Source organism: Terrimonas ferruginea DSM 30193, assembly GCF_000425585.1.
GTDB classification, from domain to species: Bacteria; Bacteroidota; Bacteroidia; order Chitinophagales; family Chitinophagaceae; genus Terrimonas; species Terrimonas ferruginea.
The window spans coordinates 69,783-90,669 of record NZ_AUDS01000008.1; the positions used below are offsets into that span (position 1 = coordinate 69,783).

The following is a 20,887-nucleotide window of genomic DNA, read 5'->3' on the forward strand; positions in this document are numbered from 1 at the left end:
GAATCGTGAATCGTGAATCGTCAATAAAACAGCCCTATACAATCGCTAAAAGCTCAAGGACCAATTTATGGCTGTTTATACTTACTACTTATAACTTATTACTTACAACGGCTGTTTAATGCGCTTCCAGCCAGTTATTTCCTGTTCCTGCTTCGGCAATCACCGGCACATCATTGGGTAATATCAGTGCCGACTGCATGGCGTCGAGAATAAGCGGTTTTAACCGGTCGAGCTCTTCGCGGTACACATCAAAGATCAATTCGTCGTGCACCTGCAGGATCATCCGGCTTTTAAAACCTTCGTCCTTCATCATCTTGTGCACTTTGATCATCGCCATCTTGATCATGTCGGCAGCCGTACCTTGTATGGGTGAGTTAATGGCATTTCGCTCCGCGAATCCGCGCACCGTGAAGTTGGAAGAGCCAATATCGCGCAGCCAGCGTTTACGTCCCATCAATGTCTGCACATAACCATGTTCACGCGCAAAATTGATCGTATTGTCCATGTATTGCTGAATACCGGCAAATTGTTTTTTATAGTTATCGATGATCTCTTTGGCTTCCGTGCGGGAAATGCCGAGGTTATCGGCAAGACCAAACGCGCCCTGACCATAGATAATGCCGAAGTTTACACTTTTCGCTTTATACCGCATCTCTTTGGTCACGTCTTCTTCTGCGATATTGTAAACTTTGGCGGCCGTTGCCGTATGGATATCTGTTCCTTTCTGAAAGGCCTCGCACATAGCGGGGTCGCCGCTGATGGCCGCCACAATCCGCAATTCAATCTGCGAATAGTCGGCAGACAACAACACATGTTCTTCATCGCGCGGAATAAAGGCCTTGCGTATTTCCTTGCCTCTGTCCGTACGGACGGGAATGTTTTGCAGGTTGGGATTATTGCTTGCCAGACGGCCCGTAACCGCGACGGCTTGCCCGTAAGTGGTATGCACGCGCCCGGTTTTGCTGTTGATCAGCACCGGCAACGCGTCTACATAAGTTGATTTGAGTTTGGTCAGTTCGCGGAAGGTCAGGATGTCGGCAACGATCGGGCTTTTGTTTTCCAATTTGGCCAGCACATCTTCACCTGTTGCATACTGACCGGTCTTGGTTTTTTTTGCTTTCGGATCGAGTTGCAGTTTTTCAAACAATACTTCGCCCAATTGTTTGGGTGAAGCAAGATTGAATCTTACACCTGCCTGCTGGTATACCCGTTCTTCAGCGGTCTTTGCATCTTTTTCAAGTTCGCGGGAGTATTCATGGAGAAACGGGATATCTATCTTCACGCCTTCAAATTCCATATCGGTGAGCACGGGCACGAGCGGGTTCTCCACTTCATTGAACAAACGCTCCACTTCCTTTTCTTTTATCTGCGGAGCAAATACTTGTTTTAATTGCAAGGTGATGTCGGCATCTTCTGCTGCATAGTCCTTGATTTTTTCGAGTTCCACATCGCGCATAGTCCCCTGGCCTTTTCCTTTTTTACCAATGAGCTCCTCAATGGACACCGGTTCGTAGCCAAGATACTTTGCGCTCAACTCATCCATGCTGCGTTTGCCGTCTGGTTCTATCACGTAATGCGCCAGCATCGTGTCAAAGAACTGGCCTTTGATTTCCACACCGTACCATTTCAAGATCAACAGGTCGTACTTGATGTTTTGTCCGATCCAGGTGATTGTCGGATTGCCGAACAGTGGCAGGAAATGTTCGAGTACGGCCAATGTTTGCTCTTTGCCGGGAGGACACGGAACATAGAACGCTTCACCGGGTACTACAGAAAAGCTAAGCCCGACCAATTCGGCTTCGTTGGCATCGATGCCCGTTGTTTCCGTGTCGAAACAAATTTCCGTGTGATCGGATAACTTGCTGACAAGGTGTTGTATTTCTTCCGGCGTAGTGCATGCTTCGTAATGGTGCGGTGTGTTGTGAATATTGTTGCCGCCGCCTTCGATGAGTTGTGCGATGCCCGGCACTTCCTCTGTTGATTTTTTGGAAGCGGGTTCCGGAGCGGCGATCACATTACCAAAAAGATCGGTTTGCACAGCCTGCGGTGCCGCGGCAGTTTTTGCAATTGTTTCTTCAGTACCAGAGGAAGGCAACTCTTCACCGAGCAAGCGCTTGGTGAGTGTTTTAAACTCCAGTTCGGCGAACACTTCACTGAGCGCTGGTTTGTCCCACTCTTTCAGGCAAAAATCTTCTTCATGAAAAACAACCGGAACATTGGTAATGATGGTCGCCAGTTTTTTCGAAAGAATGGCGCTCTCGCGGCCGGCTCTGATCTTCTCGCCCATCGATCCTTTGATCTTATCGGCATTGTCCAGGATATTTTCGAGTGTTTCGTATTCGGCAAGCAATTTGGCTGCTGTTTTTTCACCAATCCCTTTAATACCCGGAATATTATCGACGGCATCACCCATCAGGCCGAGCACGTCGATCACTTGTGATACGTCTTTGATCCCCCATTTGGCGCATACTTCTGCGGGCCCCATGATCTCCACCTCACCGCCCTGGTAGCCGGGTTTGTAAATCTTGATTTTTTCGCTCACGAGCTGGCCATAATCTTTATCGGGTGTGACCATGAATACTTCGTAACCAGCGGCTTCGGCTTGTTTGCTCAATGCGCCGATCACGTCATCGGCTTCGTATCCGTCGATGGCGATAACCGGGATGTTGAATCCTTCAATGATACGGATGATATCGGGTACAGCCAGGGAAATATCTTCGGGTGTTTCCTGGCGATTGGCTTTATAATCAGCAAAATCGGTGTGGCGCTCTGTGGGCGCGGCCGTATCGAAACACACGGCCATGTGTGTAGGCTTTTGTTTATTGATGAGTTCGGTCAGGGCGTTGGTAAAACCAAACTGGGCATTGGTGTTTTTGCCTTTGCTGGTCAGCCGCGGGCTGCGGATCAGTGCATAGTAAGCCCGGAAAATCAATGCATAGGCGTCGAGCAGAAAGAGTCTTTTGTCCATGCCGCTAAGGTAATCCGTTTCGCGCTTTCCACCAGCCACCGGCGAACCAGCCGGGTCAACAAACCGACCGGGCAAAAAAAAGCCCTGCTAAAAAATTAGCTGGGCGTGTCTAAACTCTGCTTTGTTTGAAAAAGATCATGCAAGGGCGAAGTAAAAACTTCACCAGAGCCGAGGCTAAAAAAATTTATCCTTACTGCTGTGCAAGCTGACCTGCAGCCAGTGGCTGACCGGCGGTCTTTTGTTGCAAATATGCTTCGGGGTGTTCTACTACTACAGTACCTGTAACGCTGGCTGATTTGTGCTGGTTTTCAACAACAGGCACAATGGAAGCGCTTTGATCTTTGTGAATGAAGTTCAGGTAGAGAGCGAAGAAAAGAAGGTTGAATGCAGAAAAATTCAGGATTTTCTGAACACGACGTTTCATATCTATTGGATTTTTTGGTTTTAAAAAATATTGGATTCCCGTGGTTTTCATGTGCAAGATAGAGCGGCACATAATGGTTCGCAAGTTCCGGCGGGTGGAATTTGTCAAAATAGAGGGAAAATACAAAAGGGCGTTTCGTAGTATTACGATTACACTTTCATGCCTTCCAATTGTTTTTGCAGGGCGAACATTTCGTCGCGCAGGCGGGCCGCTTCCATGAAATCCAGGTCCCGCGCGGCTTTCTCCATGTCTTTGCGCATTTTACCAATAGCTTTTTCCACCTGCGGAATGGTTTTGTAAACGGGTTGTTCATCGGCGGCCTGGCTGATCATATCCTGGCTATCGGCAATGGCATAAGGATTGGCCGGATCGAAGCCTTTGACATCGAGCACGGATGTTTGGGCAAACACCTGTTCCTTGCTTTTCTTGACGGTTTGGGGCGTAATGTTATGTTCGATATTATAAGCCATCTGTTTCTCGCGGCGGCGCAGTGTTTCATCAATTGTTTTCTGCATGCTGTCGGTCATCTTATCCGCATAAAAGATCACACGTCCGTCTACGTTGCGCGCAGCGCGGCCTGCCGTTTGGGTAAGTGATTTCTCATTCCGCAGGAAACCTTCCTTGTCGGCATCGAGGATGGCCACCAGCGATACTTCCGGGAGATCCAAACCTTCCCGCAGCAGGTTTACCCCAACGAGCACGTCGATATCGCCCAGCCGTAACTGGCGCAGGATCTCCACGCGCTCCAATGTATCTACTTCGCTGTGGATGTATTTGGATTTGATATTGATGCGGTGGAGGTATTTGTCCATTTCCTCCGCCATGCGTTTGGTGAGGGTGGTCACCAGCACGCGATCACCTTTCTTCACTGTTTTATCGATCTCGTCGAGCAGATCATCGATCTGGTTAACGGATGGTCTTATTTCAATAGGCGGATCGAGCAGACCTGTTGGCCTTACCACCTGCTCCACTACCACACCATCTGTTTTTTGCAATTCATAGTCATCGGGTGTAGCGGATACAAATACTACCTGGTTCAGCAGCGATTCAAATTCATGAAAGTTGAGTGGCCGGTTATCCAGTGCGGAAGGCAGGCGGAATCCGTAATCAACCAGGATGAGTTTGCGGCTTCTGTCGCCGCCATACATACCACTTACCTGCGGAATGGTCTGGTGGCTTTCGTCGATCACCATCAGAAAGTCTTTGGGAAAATAATCGAGCAGGCAGAAGGGACGCGTGCCTGGCAGGCGGCGGTCGAAAAAGCGGGAATAGTTTTCGATACCGTTGCAATAACCCAGTTCGCGGATCATTTCCAGGTCATACTCCACGCGTTCTTTCAGGCGTTGCGCTTCGATGAGTTTGCCCGAAGCTTTATAATATTCCACCTGCGCCGCCATTTCATCCTGTATTTCATACAGCACCTGCTGCATGATGTCTTTGGGCGCTACATAAAGATTAGCAGGAAAGATGGCTGCATTTTCCATTACACCAATGCGTTTGCCGGTTACCTTTTCGATGCTTTCTATTTCTTCAATTTCATCTCCGAAAAAAGTAATGCGATAGCCATAATCAACATAAGGAAGGTTAATATCAACGGTGTCTCCTTTTACGCGGAATGTACCGCGGTTGAACTCCAGTGTGGTGCGTGTATAAAGTGAATTGACAAGATTATGGAGAAAAGCCTGCCGTGAAATGGATTGTCCTTTGTTGACACGGATGATCCCGTTTTCGTAGTCCGTGGGATTACCCATACCATAAATACAGCTTACGGATGCCACCACGATGATGTCGCGGCGGCCGCTGAGTAAGCTCGAAGTAGCACGCAGGCGGAGTTTATCCAGCTCGTCATTGATGCTGAGATCTTTTTCGATGTATACATCACTCACCGGCATATAGGCTTCCGGCTGGTAGTAGTCGTAATAGGAAACAAAATATTCAACCGCATTTTCGGGGAAGAACTGACGGAACTCACCGTAGAGTTGTGCTACGAGTGTTTTGTTATGCGTCAATACCAGCGTAGGACGTTGCACGTTCTGGATCACATTGGCCATGGTGTAGGTCTTGCCCGATCCGGTTACGCCCAGCAGGGTCTGAAACCTTTCACCGCTTTGTATTCCTTCAGTAAGTTGACGTATTGCTTCGGGTTGATCTCCGGCCGGAGTATAGGGACTGTGTAACTGGAAAGCCATACTGCAATTTACCACAGTTTTGCCTTCTTTAACCGTTAAAAAACACAGAACTCAGGAAGTAATTTTCCTGTTCAGATAGGCGGAAAAATCGGGAAGCAGTGGTTCATAATCTTCCGTCATCAGGGGGCTGGTGAGCAGGAAGTCGGCGGTGGCTTCGTTGCAGGCGGTGGGGATATTCCAGGTGGCGGCTACGCGCAGCAGTGCTTTCACGTCGGGGTCATGGGGTTGCGCCTCCATTGGATCCCAGAAAAAGATGAGCACGTCTATTTTTCCTTCGGCGATGCTGGCACCGATCTGCTGATCGCCGCCGAGTGGACCGCTGAGAAACTTGGTTACCGTTACCTCAATGGCGCCTTCTACCATGGAGCCCGTGGTGCCGGTGGCGTACAAGGCATGGCGTGTAAGTGCCTCGCGGTTGCGGATGGACCAGCGGATCAATTCGTCTTTGCGATGATCGTGCGCTACCAGTGCAATGTGTTTGCGGCTTCCCAAAACTCTAGTGCTCATGGCCTAAAGATAAAAAAGCTCCCGCATGCGGGAGCTTTTTTAATTCAAAAATTTGCCTCGTCAATGGTCAATCGTGAATCGTCAATATGTATTGCCTTCTATTCACGATTGACGATTCACCATTCACGTTTTTACTTAAACTCAGCGTTTACGTTCACTTTAGGAGTTTTGCTGATCTTCTCACCGTCAGCCATTACACCATAGTCGGCCAGTGTAAGATCGAAAGAAGAAGAAGCGGTAACGCTTGAACCTTTTACCACGAATGTAACAGGAACAGTAACGTCGTTTGTTTTGTCTTTCACTGTCAGTTTACCGGCAACGTCGGCAGTATAAGAACCATCTTTACCGAAGTTCACTTTCGAAGGATCAACGATTTTACCGGCGAAGGTGAAGGTTTTGTATTTATCGGAATTCAGCCATCTTTCTCCGTTGAAATGTTCCTGGATCGTTGCGTTGGGGAACACGAAGTTTTTCACCGGTACTTCAAATGCAACTGCAGAAGTCTTGGTGTTAAGAGAAGCGATAGCTGTTTTGTTTTCAGCTTTGGGGAATGCGTCTTTAGGCGTAGTAGCATCGAAGCTAACTGTTGCGGAAGACGTGGTCTTTTTTTGAGCGAAAGCGCTGCCGGTCAGGGCCACGAGAGCCAGGGCAAGAATGATTCTTTTCATTTTTGTTTGTTGTTTGTTTAGTTAAGTTTTATTTATTCAGGGTTGATTGAGAACGCAACGTTCGAAGTTGATGATCCTTGTTTCGAGGATCTCGCTGTATACATCTCCGCTACAGGCGCCTTTCACGCCGATGCTATCGCCTTCTTTGAGGTCTTTCACACGGCTGAAAGAAGTTTTGTCGAACGGAAAAATAATGTAGGATCCGTTTTCATCAGCGAATTTGACATTCAATGTTGAATCGGCAGATTTCTGAATTTCGGCTATGCGGCCATTGACCAGCACGATCTGGTTGAGGTATTTTTTATTGGCGGTGCTGTCACCGGTTTCGAATTCTTTCAGCAGCGCCTGCGCGCTGACGGTATAAGCGGGCTTGATATCGTCGGTCTTTTCGTAGGTTTTGTTTTCGATATAGCTGCTGATCAGGATGAACCCGGCCCAGGTGGCCAGCGGCCCCAGCAGGACAATGATAATGCGACCAGGAAGCGGAAAGGCACCGGAAGTGATGATGATGCCGACACCTGTTGCCATGGCTATCCACCAGGCTGGCTGGATGGCGGCCCAAACATCTTCAACGGCACCGAGCATATTCAACGTGCGGGTGAAAAGAAAGAACACGGTGGCGAGGCTCAAGGTCAATACACCGGCGAGGCAGGAGAAAAACCAGCGTTTACGTCCAAATACCGACTGACCCAAAGCGATCAATGCCGCGGCCGGAGCAAACCAGAAAATATAGTTCACCCATGCAAACTGCGGGAAGGGGTTGCTAAGACCGAATCTTGCGGAAGACACTTCAAAAAAACGACCGCCGGGAAAATCGGCGCCATTGATTTTGTGGCCGTCCCAGGACACCCAGCTCAGAAAAAAAACACCTATGAGTAAGGTGCCGAATACAAGGTGCAGTGCGCGACTGACTTTTGAAGGGGAAGCTTGTGCGGTCATATCAATTTATTAAGCCAAAAATATAATGTTTAAACATTGAGCGGGTTGATGTATGTTAAGAAGTTGCGGTTAGTTGTAAGTAATAAGTTATAAGTTGTTTGTACAAGCTCTTAGGTCTCACTCGTCTCCTTGCCGGTCTTTTGAATTTTGACTTTTTACTTTTGAATTGTTATGACGCAAAGGATTCGCCACAAGTTCAAACTAAAAGTCAAAATATCGTCAAAAAGAGGCTTAATAAGTTTTAAGTAGTAAGTTTTACGTGCCGCCCCCGTCTACGCCGGGAGTTTGGGGTCAGACCGGGGCTTTATTACGTTAGTGACTTATTACTTGTCCGCGGCATTTGGATTGTCGGCTGTTGGTTCGTGTATACACGAACCAAGGCAGCTTGAGAGTCTGACCATTCACTTATTCACTGATTCCCCTATTGCTCTCCGCTGACTTCCGGTTATCGGCTGGGAATTCTCAGTCAAACCACAACTGTTTATTCGATTGTCGGCCCCTGGTTCGTGTATACACGAACCAGGGCAGCTTGGGAGTATGACCATTCACTTATTCCTGATTCCACTATTGCTCTCCGCTGGCTTCCGGTTATCGGCTGGGAATTTCCGGTCAAACCACAACTGTTTATTCGATTGTCGGCCCCTGGTTCGTGTATACACGAACCAGGGCAGCTTGGGAGTATGACCGTTCACTGATTGATCTATTGCCGTCCCTGAGGTTCTCGAAGGGCGGTCCCTGAGGTTCTCGAAGGGCAAAAAAAACCGCTCCGTGAAAACGGAACGGTGACACTTACTAACCCATCTAAACCTAAAAAGGTTTAAACATTACATTCTTTATAAAAAGCCCGAGGGCATCCTTTCTTATTTTTTGTTGTTTTTCAGGTGATTAGCATTGACCAGGCAGATCGATCCCGCCCGGACATAACTATTCCCTTAGCTGATTTTCATCGCTAAAGCGCACAGCTCCCATGAAGCTTTCTGCCGCTTTGCTTTACTTTTTACCTTGTTTGTGGAACTACTTTACAACCAGCCTGCTTATCAGGAAGCCTGCATTTCCTTGATCTTCTCCCGGATCTTGGTCTCAATCTCCATGGAAAGCTCAGGATTATCAAGCAGCAACTGACGAACCGCATCACGGCCCTGGCCGAGTTTATCGCTGTTGTAGCTGAACCAGCTACCGCTCTTCTGAACGATGCCCAGTTCTACACCCATGTCGATGATCTCGCCGGTTTTGGAGATACCCTGGCCGAATATGATATCGAATTCAGCAGCGCGGAAAGGAGGCGCCACTTTGTTTTTTACCACTTTTACTTTTACACGGTTACCAATCGCTTCGTCACCATCCTTTATCTGTGTGCTGCGACGGATATCCAAACGTACAGACGCATAGAATTTCAGCGCATTACCACCAGTGGTGGTTTCGGGGTTACCGAACATTACACCGATCTTCTCGCGCAACTGGTTAATGAATATGCAAATAGTATTAGTCTTCGAAATAGTTGCTGTCAGTTTACGGAGAGCCTGGCTCATCAGACGGGCCTGAAGACCCATCTTGCTGTCACCCATTTCTCCTTCGAGTTCACCTTTTGGTACAAGTGCAGCTACCGAGTCGATCACGACCACATCCAGCGCGCCGGAAAGAATCAAACGGTCGGCAATTTCCAACGCCTGCTCACCATAATCCGGCTGGGAGATCAGCAGATTATCAACATCCACCCCCAGTTTCTTGGCATATGAACTGTCAAAAGCGTGCTCCGCATCGATGATGGCACACATGCCACCCTTTTTCTGCGCTTCCGCAATAACATGGGTTGCCACCGTGGTTTTACCAGATGATTCCGGACCATAGATCTCTACCACACGGCCACGCGGTAAACCGCCAATACCCAACGCCACATCCAGGCCGATAGAACCGGTGGACACTACTTCCTGCGTGACCTCGCCTTTTTCATTCATCATCATTACACTGCCCTTACCAAAATCTTTGTCGATCTTGTCCATGGTAAGCTTGAGCGCCTTTAATTTCTCTGCATTGGTATTGCTTGACATTTCTATAGTTTTTGCTGTTTGTCCCAAAATTATATGCTTTAATTACCGCCCACCTAAAAATTTTACTAACGGTACAAAACTAAATCATTTAGCAACACGGCGCTAATTTTTTTGGATTTTTTTCTTTTCCCCGCCATCCTGCATTTACCGCCCGGCCCATTTACTTTATTTGACGGATATTTGCACCCGAACCAACTCCGTCCACCAAAACTAAGAGCATGCAACGCCTTTTCCCTGGGATTTCAGCGGCCATTTTGCTGTTTTTTTCCACCAGCCTGCAGGCGCAGGATACCGACAACAATGTGGTCGTCGAAAACAAGATCCAGACCTTCCGCTTTCAGACAGCCGCCAAAGGCGAACGCGTTGAGATTGCCGAAGAGTATGACGTCACCTTCCGCTGCAACGATGTGCGTACCGAAATCCCCTTCAGCGAAATGTACGATTCCACCACCACCATCGACGATGTAACCATATATGTTAACGGCAGCAAAGCCAAACAGATCCGCCCGCGCTACGAATACTATTCCGTAGAAAGCATTTTCTATTCCGATGCCCGCATCTGCTACTTTTCCCTGCCGCTCGAAAAAAGAAACAGCACCAGCCGCGTCGTACTCCGCAGAACCCATCAGGACCCGCAGTATTTTACCAGCGTTTATTTCACAGAACCCTATCTCACTGAAAAAAAGACGGTTCGCTTTATCATACCCATCTGGATGAACGCAGAGCTGGTGGAGTATAATTTCAAAGGCTTCGATATCCGGAAGGCCGAGTCTATCGAAAATAATGAACGCATCATTACTTATACACTCAGCAATATTCCCAAACCCATGCGCGAGTCAAGAGCACCGGGCAGCTCCTATATCCGCCCGCATATCCTTGTGCGCTGCCAGGAAGCCAGGCCGGGCAATAAGCAATTCGTTTATTTTAAGACATTGCAGGATCAATACAAATGGTATATATCCCTGGTACGCCAGGTGCAGGATGACCAGGAGCTACTTAAAAAGAAAGCGACCGAACTCACCGCCGGCCTCTCGTCCGACATGGAAAAAGTAAAAGCCATTTTTTATTGGGTACAGCAACATATCCGCTACATCGCTTTTGAAGATGGTATTGCCGGTTTCCGCCCCGCTCCCGCCGGCGATGTGCTTCGCAAACAATACGGCGATTGTAAAGGGATGGCCAATCTCACCCGCGGATTATTAAAAGCCATCGGCCTAGATGCCCGCGTGTGCTGGCTCGGTACCAATCATATCGCTTATGATTATTCCACACCTTCCATGGCCGTAGATAATCACATGATCTGCGCATGGATTTATAAGGGTAAAAAATATTTTCTCGATGCTACCGAAACCAATATCGGCCTGAATGAATACGCCGAACGCATCCAGGGCCGGCAGGTGTTGATCGAAAACGGCGACAGCTACCTGCTCGAAACCATACCCGCCACTACACCCGAACAAAACGTTCAACGGGAGACGGCCAAACTGCATTTCGCAAACGCACTCGACCTCAAAGGCGATGTACAACTTTCTTTCAAAGGCGAATCACGCTCAGACCTGCTCAACAGCATCGAACGTACCAAGAAAGACAATATGCAGCAATCGCTGATCTCTTATCTTTCCAAAAGCAACCAGGATTATGCCATTGAAAATCTGCAACCCGCCATTTTCAATACACCCGATACCCTGCTCAACATTCAATACCATTTGCATTTCCGCAACGCCATTACTGCGTTCGACAAAGAACTTTATGCAGAACTGGATTTCCGGAAGGAGATGAACGACTTTCGCGTTGACGCGGCCAAACGCCAGCACGATATCCTGCTTCCTTATAAAGAACATATCATTACCGAAATAGAACTGGATATTCCCGCAGGCTATCGCGTTAAAACCGTTCCCGATAACCTGAAAAGCCAGCATACCAACGCCGACGTTTCCATTTCTTATCAGCAAAAACCCGGTAAACTTATTTACCGCAAAGAGATTCGCATCAAGGAAACCTGGTTGCGTAAAGCCGATTTTGAAAAATGGAACACCTTTATCAATGGACTCGCCGGCAAGTACCGCGAACAGATCGTTTTTGAAAAGAATTAAACCCACCAGAAAACCAAGCCAAGCATGAAACATTTCCTGGGACTTTGTGTCCTCCTTCTCTCTTTGTCTGTTGCAGCACAGAATGATGATTACAAAAAGATGGCCGACGAACTCGAGCAACGCATTTTCGGTACGCCGGATACGGCTTTTGCAGCCAATACGGTTCCGGATTTTTATAAAAATGAGTCCGCTGTTATCCTCGCAAAAAAGATCAGCCTCGAGACCAGCTCCAAAAAAGTAGGCAGCTTTTTCGTGAACCGCAGTGCACGCACCATGTTCAACTTCCTGAATATTTACCGGGAAAAAATTCTTCTCAACGACAAATCCGCACTCGACGAATACTCCGAACTCACCTTCACCGAATTACAGGAAAAAAACAAAACCATTGTTGGTAATTATAAGAACTATTCATTTGTCAATATCCGTCTCATCAAACCCGACGGCAGCGTTCATAAAATAAACGTGGACGAAGCGGTAGCGCTGGAAGGAAGAAACAACAAGAAAAAAATAGCGATCCCCGGTCTGTCGGTTGGTGATATCCTTGATTTTTATTCTGTAAAATATTACGATATCAACAGTGCTGCACAAAATCAAATGCCCGATGAATCGAATGAAGTACTTGCGGGAGACTATCCGGTGATCAACTACGAATTGAGCTTTGTGTTCGACAGCCGTTTTTCTGCAGAATATCAAACGATCAATGGCGCACCTGACTTTAAAGTAACCTACGATTCAGAAGAAGAATCCAACCGGCTGGTATTGAAAGCCCGCCATCTTCCGAAGATGAAAGACATGTTGTGGTATTCCATTCCACGCCAGATCCCTATTGTGCGGGTAAAATATACAACGGGCAGTATTGTGCGTAAAGACCTTCCGGCCATCAAACCCGGTAGCGTGGAGAAGGCGAAGAAATACGAAAACCTGATCGAAGCAAAGTTTGGAGATATTGCTGCCAACATTTTCACTTTGCAGACAAGAGCAGGCTCACCTTATTATTCGCGCGGCTTTGCCCCTTTCCGCGAGCAGTTCCGCGACGCGTATAAAAAATATAAAAAGGCACATCCCGAAGCCGATAATACAGACTCGCTTATTTCGTATCTGTACCGGTTTAGCAAGTGGACGGATTCTTATTCCAGTTTCGACCTCGAATCCAATTTCTCTACACCTTATATCGAGTATGGCCTGTATCATCAGATACTTGGCTGCCTGCAGTTTGCTTTCACGCTGGAAAAAGAATATAAAATCCCCAGCGATATCGTGATCGTGGCGGGACGCAACAGTGTATCGCGCGACAACCTTTTTGATTTGACAGACCTGAGCGTAATGGTACGTGCTGGTAGCAAGAAAGAGCGTTTCTTCTCCTACTCCACCAGTCTTTACCAGGAAAATGAAATCCCGGCTTCCTTCCAGGGCGAAGAGGCTAAAGTAATCTACTTCGATTTTTCACGCAGCAATATTGATTTCGACAAAGGAAGAGTGATCAAGCTGCCGGTGAGTTCGCATAAAGACAATAACAAGGCGGAAAAGCTTCGCGTAAAATTCAACGCTGACAATCCCGAGCAAATGCTGATCTACCGCAACCAGAAAGCAACAGGCATCCAACGCCGGGATCAACAGGCCTGGCTTGGTTTGTTTGAAGACGCGGCCATGGAAGCCGGCTGGTCGGTTGGAGAAAACAAAACATTACTCGAGATCAACGACGACCGCAATAAAAAATCGAGAAAGCAGGCCGATGAGTTAGCCTCCGTGATCAAAAAAGCACGTACCGAAAAGAAAAAAGCTTTCGAAAACGAAATAGAAAGCTCGTACGGCACCGCCGCCAAAGAACTCAAGGATTTCAGGATCATTTCCCTGGGATCAATGCCCGGTCAGCCGGTGTTTGAAATGGAACAAAATTTTGTCATGGAAGGCTGGGTGAAAAAAGCCGGTAATAATTATATCGTGGATGCCGGTAAGCTCATCACCGAGCAACTGGAACTGAAACCCGACCAGCGCGAACGGAAGATCAGCGTGTACATGCCTTATCCGCGCAGCTACAGCTACCAGATTGAATTGGAAATCCCCGAAGGTTTTACAGCCGAAGGATTGGATAAATTTAACCGCAAGGTGGAGAATGTTTCGGGAGGTTTTGTTACCACCGCACGCACCGAAAATAATAAGGTGCTGATCACGGCCGAGAAATGGTATACCAAATCATGGGAGCCGGTAGAGAACTGGCCGAACATTACGGCATTTATCGATGAGGCATTCCAGTTTACCAAAGAGAAAATATTGCTGAGAAAAAAATAACATCGTTCATGTATGTTATGTTCTCACCCTAACTCTTCGGAATATTTCAAACCCTGTCAGGCAGACATCAGCCACCGTTGATTTCCAGACCAACGGGCCTGCTCGCTCTTGCGTTATGTACGAAGTTGACCTTAGCCTATCGAAGCAATCCGACTCCTGCTTGTCGGTCGGGAGACCAACAAAGGCGCTAATTTGTCCCTCTCGTAGACATCAGCCACCGTTGATTTCCAGACCAACGGGTCCGCTCGCTCTTGCGTTATGTACGAAGTTGACCTTAGCCTGTCGAAGCAATCCGACTCCTGTTTGTTGGTCGGGAGACCAACAAAGGCGCTAATTTGTAGCTCTCGTAGACATACGCCCCCGTTGGTCTCCAGACCAACGGACCTGCTCGCTCTTGCGTTATCTACGAAGTTGACCTTAGCCTGTCGAAGCAATCCGACTGCTTGTTGGTCGGGAGACCAACAAAGGCGCTAATTTGTACCTCTCGTAGACATACGCCCCCGTTGGTCTTCAGACCAACGGGCCTGCTCGCTCTTGCGTTATGGCGTTAATAATGCCTTTTTTATACCGTAAAAAAAACAGCAATCACCACGGAGGCAATACCGGCAATTAAACCAAGGTATACTTCAGCCGTAGTATGATCGGACACGATCAGGCGCGATGTGCAGGTAATACCGCCTACGAGCAGGGCCACCATCATATAAACCGTAAAACTGATATCTGATCCCAGCGCCAGGAATCCGAGGAAGCCGAGCATTACGCCAATGGAAATAGCATGCAGACTGATCTTCATGCGGATGTTGGCCATCAGCGCTATAATGGAAGAAACGAAAATGGCCAGCCCAAGCACAACAATACTCCTTGGGATTTCAGGTAAGTTCTTCCATACATACCAGATCCAGAAATACAAGGTCATGCAAGCGATGATCGGAATGATGCGGTCTTTCTGCGTGCGGAGTTGAATGGAGTCAAGAAATTTCAACGCCTTCAGCAGAAGCAGGATAACAACGGGGAAAAAGAAATACGGAAGAAAAGCCTGGATAAAAATCAGCACTTTTTTTTCCGCCGGAAATCCGGTGAACATTGATGGATGAATGAACAACAGGAAGGCGATCGTATACAACGGGATAAATACCGGATGGAATAAATAGGAGAAAAAACGCGCGAATGCTTTCACGATGGGTGAAAACTGTACCTGCGGAAGTTCATTGGCTTCCACCAGTTCGCTGTCACGGTTTACGATCAATCGGGTGTTCATATTCTTTATAAAATGCTAGAAATATCCCGCAAGATAAATCATTCCGGCGGAGGCAGCAGCAATACCCCGCAATTGCAACGTATCAGATGCTAAATTCATCAGGATACTATGAAAAATCGGCATTTTCTTGTAGGTTTACCGCCATCCATGGCATGTATACCCCGTAAAAAACGACGAATGCTGCCTTTTCGCAGGACTTTTATTTTCCTCGGCCTGCTGGCGCTGATGGTGCTAACCGTTCCGGCCCGGGCACAAAAGGCGTATGTCAGTAAATACCGGCCGTTGGCAGATTCGCTGTCAGCCGTGTACGGCATCCCGAGTTCCGTAATCCTGGCAGTGGCCATCGTCGAATCAGGTGCCGGCACTACGCGCAACGCCCGTTTACTGAATAATCATTTTGGCATCGTAGGCAGCAACCGGCTTCAGAAAACACATGGCATCCGCACGCGCTACAAACAATACCCCAGTGTGGCCGCATCCTATGCGGCATTTTGTCAATTGGTGGCACGAAGAAAATTTTATCCTAAATTGAAGGGGGAAAAGGATTACCGGAAATGGGTCGAAGCCATCAGCAAGACCGGCTATTCGGAACGTCCCGCAGAATGGCGGAAAAAAATAATCACTGCTATTCAAAGAAATAAACTGGCTAACTAATCGTTTCTTCGTGTTTGTATGAATAGCAACCGCCGCGTCTTCCTATTTGTGGTGTATGCCGTTTCGGCTTATTTGTTTTTTTCCCTTGTGAGCTACGCGTTTGGTTTGCATTGGCGTCCGTTCGACCGTGTGAACCTGATTGCCGATGTGGTAACAGGTGATTCCACCTTCCTCGCCGACGGACCCGGGTCCGATACAACAGGTGGCAGCCAACCCATCATCATTGAAGAAAGACCACAACAGGACTTTTTACTTTACCACACACCTCATTACATTACCGGGTTTCAAACCGACACCAGCCTGGCTTCGCTGCCACACCTGATGGCAAAGTTGTATGCGTTGAAAAACGGGCAGCAGCAAAAGATCCGCATCGCCTATTTCGGTGACAGCATGATCGAAAACGACCTGCTGACACAAACATTCCGCAAACGTCTGCAGGAATATTTCGGCGGACAAGGCGTGGGTTTTGTCAATATCAATTTTGTAGGTCACAAACTGCGGCAGACCATCGAACACGATTACTCCAACGGATGGAAGGACGACAACCTGCGCAACGCAAGCGACAAATCCACACTCTATTTATCCGGCCACCGTTTCACTACTTCAGGCGACTGGGTGAGCGTAACCGATAAAACAATTACCGATTCCACTTACGTTACGGAGAAAATTTTACTCTGCGGAAAAACAGAAGCGCCGGTTACCATACGCGTGAACGGACAACCGGTGAGCATCAACGCCGACAAATCATTCAACCGCATCGTACTGGCCTCAGACATTTCCCGCAAACTGCGACTGGACGTGGACGACAGCCGTTTGCCCCTCTACGGCGTTTCATTTGAACCGCTTTCGGGTGTGATCGTTGATAATTTCTCTTTCCGTGGCTCACGTGGCGATGAATACAAATCACTTGACAGCAATTTCCTGCAGACAATCGCGCAGGAAAACCCTTACGACCTGATCATTTTTCAATACGGTGTGAATGTATTGTTCCGCGCCAACGATAAAAACTTTACCTGGTACGCGCGCATGCTGATGCCGGTAGTGGAACGGTTCCGCAGTAGTTTCCCCAAAGCAGATTTCCTGATTACCGGAACAGCAGACCGCGCATTCCGTTACCCTGACGGCTATGCTACTGCCGTGGGCATCGATACCCTGCTGAAGATCCAGGCTACCACCGCTTATGAAACAGGTTCGTATTTCTATAACCTGTACAGTACGATGGGCGGAAAAAATTCAATTGTGGATTGGGCCAACCGTAAACCATCCTTAGCAAACAAAGATTATGTACACCCTAATCACCAGGGTGCTGAAATACTCGGCAATTGGTTTTTTGAAGACCTGCTTCGTGAGTTTGAAAAATACAGCCGGCGCCAGCAAAAAGGTGATACTCCAAAATAAAAGTTAAGTATGCCATCGTTCGATATTGATGCTTTTCTTCATCAGTTCGTCTACGACGAATCCAATCCGCTGTTGTTCAACAATGGGTTCTTTGTTTTTTTCTTCGCCACATTCATGGCTTTGTATTACCGGTTCCGGCATAACTACGTCGTACGCCGTTATATCTTTTGCGCTTTTTCTCTTTACTTTTTTTACAAAGCGAGCGGCTGGTTTGTAGGACTCGTGATCGTTTCGGCAATTGTCGATTTCATTTTATCCAATGCCATCTGGCGGCAAAAAAATAAAACGAAAAAAACCACGCTGCTGGTGATCAGCATCGTGTTCAACCTCGGGCTGCTGTTCACTTTCAAATACACCAACTTTTTTATCTCGCTGTCCAATGACTTATTAAATACGGGGTTTCATCCGTTGAATATCCTGTTGCCGATCGGCATATCCTTTTACACGTTCGAAAACCTGAGTTATACGGTGGACGTATATCGCGGGCAATTTGAGCCTGCGCGCAAGTTCAGCGACTACCTGCTATTCCTTTCATTCTTCCCTAAACTGATGATGGGACCGATTGTGCGAGCACATGATTTTGTACCGCAGATCAACAAGCCCTACGAGATCACGGAAACGGATTTTGCCAAAGGATTTTACCTGATTATTTCCGGTCTTATTAAAAAACTGGTCATCTCGGATTTTATCACACTGAATTTTGTCAACTATATCTTTGACGATCCGGGGCGCTATACGGGCGTTGAAAACCTGTTTGCCGTTTACGCGTATGCGATTGTTATCTACTGCGACTTCAGTGGTTACAGTGATGTGGCGATAGGGATTGCGCGTTGGCTGGGTTTTCATATTCCGACCAACTTCCTTTCGCCTTATCAAAGTAAAAGCATCACCGAATTTTGGCGGCGCTGGCATATTTCCCTCTCCTCCTGGCTGCGCGACTACCTGTACATTCCCATCGGTGGCAACCGAGGCGCCACCATTACCACCTGGATCTTTTCGCTGCTCTTCTTTGCAGGGAGCTATTTTGCCGGTGTTCACCTGCTTGGGTTTGGCGTAGTCGGCTCGCTGCTGATGAGTGCAGGCATCCTCCTGATCTTTCTTTTGCCGGCCATTATCGAGCGAAAAAAGAAAGGAGTGGCTGCCAATATGAACCTGCTGACAACGATGTTGCTCGGTGGCTTCTGGCATGGTGCCAACTGGAATTTTATAATCTGGGGAGCGTTGCATGGCATAGCCCTGGCCGTACATAAAGTTTGGATGCTGCTGACGGCCAACCGCATCCGCGAAACAAAGTTGTCACGCATACTCGCGGTATTACTGACCTTTCATTTTGTGTGTTTCTGCTGGGTATTTTTCAAATCTGCGGACTTTGATGAAAGCACTCCCGACTTCGATCGTGCAATGGTGATGTTGCGCCAGATCTGGTATAATTTCGACTTCTCCGTATGGGGCGCATTCAGCAACAACTACTGGCCCGTGCTGCTGATGATGACAATCGGTTATCTCATTCATGCCATTCCGGATAATTATGCAGATAAATTGATCGGTCGTGTGGGACGTATTCCGCTGATCGGTTACCTGGTCATCTTCTTCCTGTTTGTGTTGTTGTATGGCTCCCTGAAATCGTCGGAACCGGTGATGCCGATTTATCTGCAGTTTTAAGAAAAACGGGAAATAGCCTACATTCGCAGCAAAATAACACGGTCTATGTCAATGCAACTTACAGCCAAACTTGTGCAGGTATTACCGCTGCAGAAAGGTCAGGGAAAGAATGGCGAATGGAAAAAACAGGATATCATCGTTGAAACCGATGGTCAGTATCCGAAGAAAGTGTGTGTTTCCATCTGGGGCGACAAGATCAACGACAACCAACTGAAACCAGGCAACTCGCTTACCATCTCCTTCGACGTTGAAAGCCGCGAATATAACGGCCGCTGGTATACCGATGTAAAAGCGTGGAAAGTGGAACTGGCCGGCGGCGCAGGACCTGTTGATGCCAGCCCTTCAGACGACTATCACGATACGCCGTTGACAAGCGATCATGAGGATGATCTTCCCTTCTAGAATGTGAAAATGTGCCGGCCCTCCGGGCCGGATGTGGAAATGTAAAATGAAATACAATGTAGCAGCGTCTGGAAATCCATTTTCACATTTACACATGGACCCGGCCTCGCCGGGCGCATTTCAAATCGCTACTGCGATTTGAACTTCCCTTCCCACCAGCTATTATAGCCCAAAGCAAGCGCATTCCAGAGCAGATCGCCCTGAAGGCGGTAACCTTCTACCGTATAATGTACGCGGTCGCGGTTAACGAGGCCGCGCTGTATCCAGCGTAGCATAGAGCCGGAACCACCGCTGACGCGGAACAGATCCCACAATGCTATTTGCTGGTTATTGCAATAAGCCGCCAGCGCCTGGTTGAGTTGACGCAAAACCGGATTGGCCACTTTCCCTTTGTAAGAATCGGGCGCGGTGGTGATGAGAATAGCGGCGTTGGGAGAAATTTCTTTGATGCGTTTAATCATGGCGGTTACCTGTTGCTCGAATTCTGCACCTTTGAATACGGAACGTTGCGCTTCATTTGTGCCCATCGATACAATGTAAAGATCTGCGTTGAGGGCGGGCAATTGCTGCCAGAACAAAGACGATTGTACATAGTGATCATAACGTGCACCGTTGACACCGATGGTATGTACCAACACTCCGGCGCTGTCATTTTCCATCGATACACCATAAAATTCTTTGGCAGAAGCTGAGGGCAATGAACTCAGCGTGATGGATGAGGAAGGAATACCGAGCCGGACCGGTATGTAGCTAAGACTGTCGGCGTCTTCGCGGCGCAACAAATACGGCGCTTCGCCGGTATTGGGTTCGAGTATCCAGCCGTTACTCCTGTTATCGTCTACAAATACTTTGATTTGGGTAAAGGTCTGCGGTTGTCCGTTGACCGGCTTGAGCGAAATAGAAAAAGAAGCAGTAGAGGCCAAACTGCGTATGACGAACCCGCCAATACCTGGCGTCAAGGGAAGTTCGGGATGTGCGAGGCGGTTTAATTGCCACTTTACCGGTGATGATGTGAGAATATCATCCGGCGGGTTGGAGCCTGCCAGGCGATGGGGAAATACCAGACCGCGGCCCGCATTCCCGAAATATTGCTGAAAACTCTGACGCACGCGTGCCGTCATAAAATCGCCCTGCACATGCGAATCACCGATATGCACAATGGAAACAACGCCCTTTCCTGTCTGTCGGAGCTTGAATAATTTTTCATAAAAACTATCCAGGCCATTGCTGTTGAAAATGCGGTTGTAAACGGGATGAATAAAGTTGTAGCGGCGGGCCAGATCAGCGTCTGTAAGCGGAAGTGGTTGCGCAAGCGCTACTGAACCTGTAATAAGGAGCAGGAGGATGATATAAAATGACCGTCTGGTATTCATGTATGCGGTTCCCTG

15 protein-coding genes are annotated in these 20,887 nt (G+C 47.9%); 6 read left to right on the forward strand and 9 right to left on the reverse strand.

Annotation, left to right across the window (positions count from 1 at the left end; genetic code table 11):
• Nucleotides 1-115: 115 nt before the first annotated feature.
• From polA to recA, 7 genes are all read right to left on the reverse strand, one after another.
• Complete coding sequence (polA, locus tag H608_RS0100295) at nucleotides 116-2,968, reverse strand: DNA polymerase I (protein WP_028785916.1); 2,853 nt, start codon at nucleotides 2,966-2,968, stop codon at nucleotides 116-118.
• A gap of 190 nt (nucleotides 2,969-3,158) precedes the next feature.
• Nucleotides 3,159-3,392, reverse strand: a complete 234-nt coding sequence (locus H608_RS0100300; protein WP_028785917.1) for a hypothetical protein — start codon at nucleotides 3,390-3,392, stop codon at nucleotides 3,159-3,161.
• A 149-nt stretch (nucleotides 3,393-3,541) separates the two neighbouring features.
• The gene (uvrB, locus tag H608_RS0100305) at nucleotides 3,542-5,581 is read right to left on the reverse strand and encodes an excinuclease ABC subunit UvrB (protein ID WP_028785918.1); all 2,040 of its coding nucleotides are present in this window, start codon (nucleotides 5,579-5,581) and stop codon (nucleotides 3,542-3,544) included.
• Between the two features lie 51 nt (nucleotides 5,582-5,632).
• On the reverse strand, nucleotides 5,633-6,088 hold the full coding sequence (locus H608_RS0100310; protein ID WP_028785919.1) for a methylglyoxal synthase: 456 nt from the start codon (nucleotides 6,086-6,088) through the stop codon (nucleotides 5,633-5,635).
• A gap of 131 nt (nucleotides 6,089-6,219) precedes the next feature.
• On the reverse strand, nucleotides 6,220-6,756 hold the full coding sequence (locus tag H608_RS23255) for a YceI family protein (protein ID WP_028785920.1): 537 nt from the start codon (nucleotides 6,754-6,756) through the stop codon (nucleotides 6,220-6,222).
• A gap of 36 nt (nucleotides 6,757-6,792) precedes the next feature.
• A complete protein-coding gene (locus tag H608_RS0100320) occupies nucleotides 6,793-7,695 on the reverse strand; it encodes an OB-fold protein (RefSeq protein WP_028785921.1) in 903 nt (300 codons plus the stop codon).
• A 1,037-nt stretch (nucleotides 7,696-8,732) separates the two neighbouring features.
• The gene (gene recA / locus H608_RS0100325) at nucleotides 8,733-9,743 is read right to left on the reverse strand and encodes a recombinase RecA (RefSeq protein WP_028785922.1); all 1,011 of its coding nucleotides are present in this window, start codon (nucleotides 9,741-9,743) and stop codon (nucleotides 8,733-8,735) included.
• Nucleotides 9,744-9,961: 218 nt separating this feature from the next.
• Between recA and H608_RS0100330 the strand changes: the two genes are divergently transcribed.
• Both H608_RS0100330 and H608_RS0100335 read left to right on the forward strand, forming a co-directional pair.
• Nucleotides 9,962-11,836 (forward strand): transglutaminase domain-containing protein, encoded by a 1,875-nt coding sequence (locus tag H608_RS0100330; RefSeq protein WP_028785923.1) that lies wholly within the window; start codon nucleotides 9,962-9,964, stop codon nucleotides 11,834-11,836.
• Between the two features lie 24 nt (nucleotides 11,837-11,860).
• On the forward strand, nucleotides 11,861-14,125 hold the full coding sequence (locus tag H608_RS0100335) for a DUF3857 domain-containing protein (RefSeq protein WP_081658730.1): 2,265 nt from the start codon (nucleotides 11,861-11,863) through the stop codon (nucleotides 14,123-14,125).
• Between the two features lie 562 nt (nucleotides 14,126-14,687).
• On the opposite strand, the gene H608_RS0100345 is transcribed toward H608_RS0100335, so the two are convergent.
• A complete protein-coding gene (locus H608_RS0100345) occupies nucleotides 14,688-15,383 on the reverse strand; it encodes a hypothetical protein (protein ID WP_028785926.1) in 696 nt (231 codons plus the stop codon).
• A 177-nt stretch (nucleotides 15,384-15,560) separates the two neighbouring features.
• On the opposite strand from H608_RS0100345, the gene H608_RS0100350 reads away from it, so the two are divergent.
• Genes H608_RS0100350 through H608_RS0100365 form a run of 4 tightly spaced genes read left to right on the forward strand, consistent with a single transcriptional unit; the run spans nucleotide 15,561 to nucleotide 19,499 of the window.
• On the forward strand, nucleotides 15,561-16,037 hold the full coding sequence (locus tag H608_RS0100350) for a glucosaminidase domain-containing protein (RefSeq protein ID WP_028785927.1): 477 nt from the start codon (nucleotides 15,561-15,563) through the stop codon (nucleotides 16,035-16,037).
• A gap of 18 nt (nucleotides 16,038-16,055) precedes the next feature.
• Nucleotides 16,056-17,435, forward strand: a complete 1,380-nt coding sequence (locus H608_RS0100355; protein ID WP_051267868.1) for an SGNH/GDSL hydrolase family protein — start codon at nucleotides 16,056-16,058, stop codon at nucleotides 17,433-17,435.
• Between the two features lie 9 nt (nucleotides 17,436-17,444).
• Nucleotides 17,445-19,097: an MBOAT family O-acyltransferase gene (locus tag H608_RS0100360; protein ID WP_028785929.1), complete on the forward strand. Its 1,653-nt coding sequence runs from the start codon at nucleotides 17,445-17,447 to the stop codon at nucleotides 19,095-19,097.
• A 45-nt stretch (nucleotides 19,098-19,142) separates the two neighbouring features.
• Complete coding sequence (locus tag H608_RS0100365; RefSeq protein ID WP_245565694.1) at nucleotides 19,143-19,499, forward strand: DUF3127 domain-containing protein; 357 nt, start codon at nucleotides 19,143-19,145, stop codon at nucleotides 19,497-19,499.
• Between the two features lie 128 nt (nucleotides 19,500-19,627).
• Here the strand turns inward: H608_RS0100365 and H608_RS0100370 are convergent, their stop codons facing one another.
• The gene (locus H608_RS0100370) at nucleotides 19,628-20,872 is read right to left on the reverse strand and encodes a GDSL-type esterase/lipase family protein (RefSeq protein WP_028785931.1); all 1,245 of its coding nucleotides are present in this window, start codon (nucleotides 20,870-20,872) and stop codon (nucleotides 19,628-19,630) included.
• Between the last annotated feature and the right edge of the window lie 15 nt (nucleotides 20,873-20,887).

Coding starts and splice junctions, on each gene's coding strand:
- polA (WP_028785916.1), bottom strand. CDS start 2,968: ATGGACAAAAGACTCTTTCTGCTCGACGCCTATGCATTGATTTTCCGG.
- H608_RS0100300 (WP_028785917.1), bottom strand. CDS start 3,392: ATGAAACGTCGTGTTCAGAAAATCCTGAATTTTTCTGCATTCAACCTT.
- uvrB (WP_028785918.1), bottom strand. CDS start 5,581: ATGGCTTTCCAGTTACACAGTCCCTATACTCCGGCCGGAGATCAACCC.
- H608_RS0100310 (WP_028785919.1), bottom strand. CDS start 6,088: ATGAGCACTAGAGTTTTGGGAAGCCGCAAACACATTGCACTGGTAGCG.
- H608_RS23255 (WP_028785920.1), bottom strand. CDS start 6,756: ATGAAAAGAATCATTCTTGCCCTGGCTCTCGTGGCCCTGACCGGCAGC.
- H608_RS0100320 (WP_028785921.1), bottom strand. CDS start 7,695: ATGACCGCACAAGCTTCCCCTTCAAAAGTCAGTCGCGCACTGCACCTT.
- recA (WP_028785922.1), bottom strand. CDS start 9,743: ATGTCAAGCAATACCAATGCAGAGAAATTAAAGGCGCTCAAGCTTACC.
- H608_RS0100330 (WP_028785923.1), top strand. CDS start 9,962: ATGCAACGCCTTTTCCCTGGGATTTCAGCGGCCATTTTGCTGTTTTTT.
- H608_RS0100335 (WP_081658730.1), top strand. CDS start 11,861: ATGAAACATTTCCTGGGACTTTGTGTCCTCCTTCTCTCTTTGTCTGTT.
- H608_RS0100345 (WP_028785926.1), bottom strand. CDS start 15,383: ATGAACACCCGATTGATCGTAAACCGTGACAGCGAACTGGTGGAAGCC.
- H608_RS0100350 (WP_028785927.1), top strand. CDS start 15,561: ATGCTGCCTTTTCGCAGGACTTTTATTTTCCTCGGCCTGCTGGCGCTG.
- H608_RS0100355 (WP_051267868.1), top strand. CDS start 16,056: ATGAATAGCAACCGCCGCGTCTTCCTATTTGTGGTGTATGCCGTTTCG.
- H608_RS0100360 (WP_028785929.1), top strand. CDS start 17,445: ATGCCATCGTTCGATATTGATGCTTTTCTTCATCAGTTCGTCTACGAC.
- H608_RS0100365 (WP_245565694.1), top strand. CDS start 19,143: ATGTCAATGCAACTTACAGCCAAACTTGTGCAGGTATTACCGCTGCAG.
- H608_RS0100370 (WP_028785931.1), bottom strand. CDS start 20,872: ATGAATACCAGACGGTCATTTTATATCATCCTCCTGCTCCTTATTACA.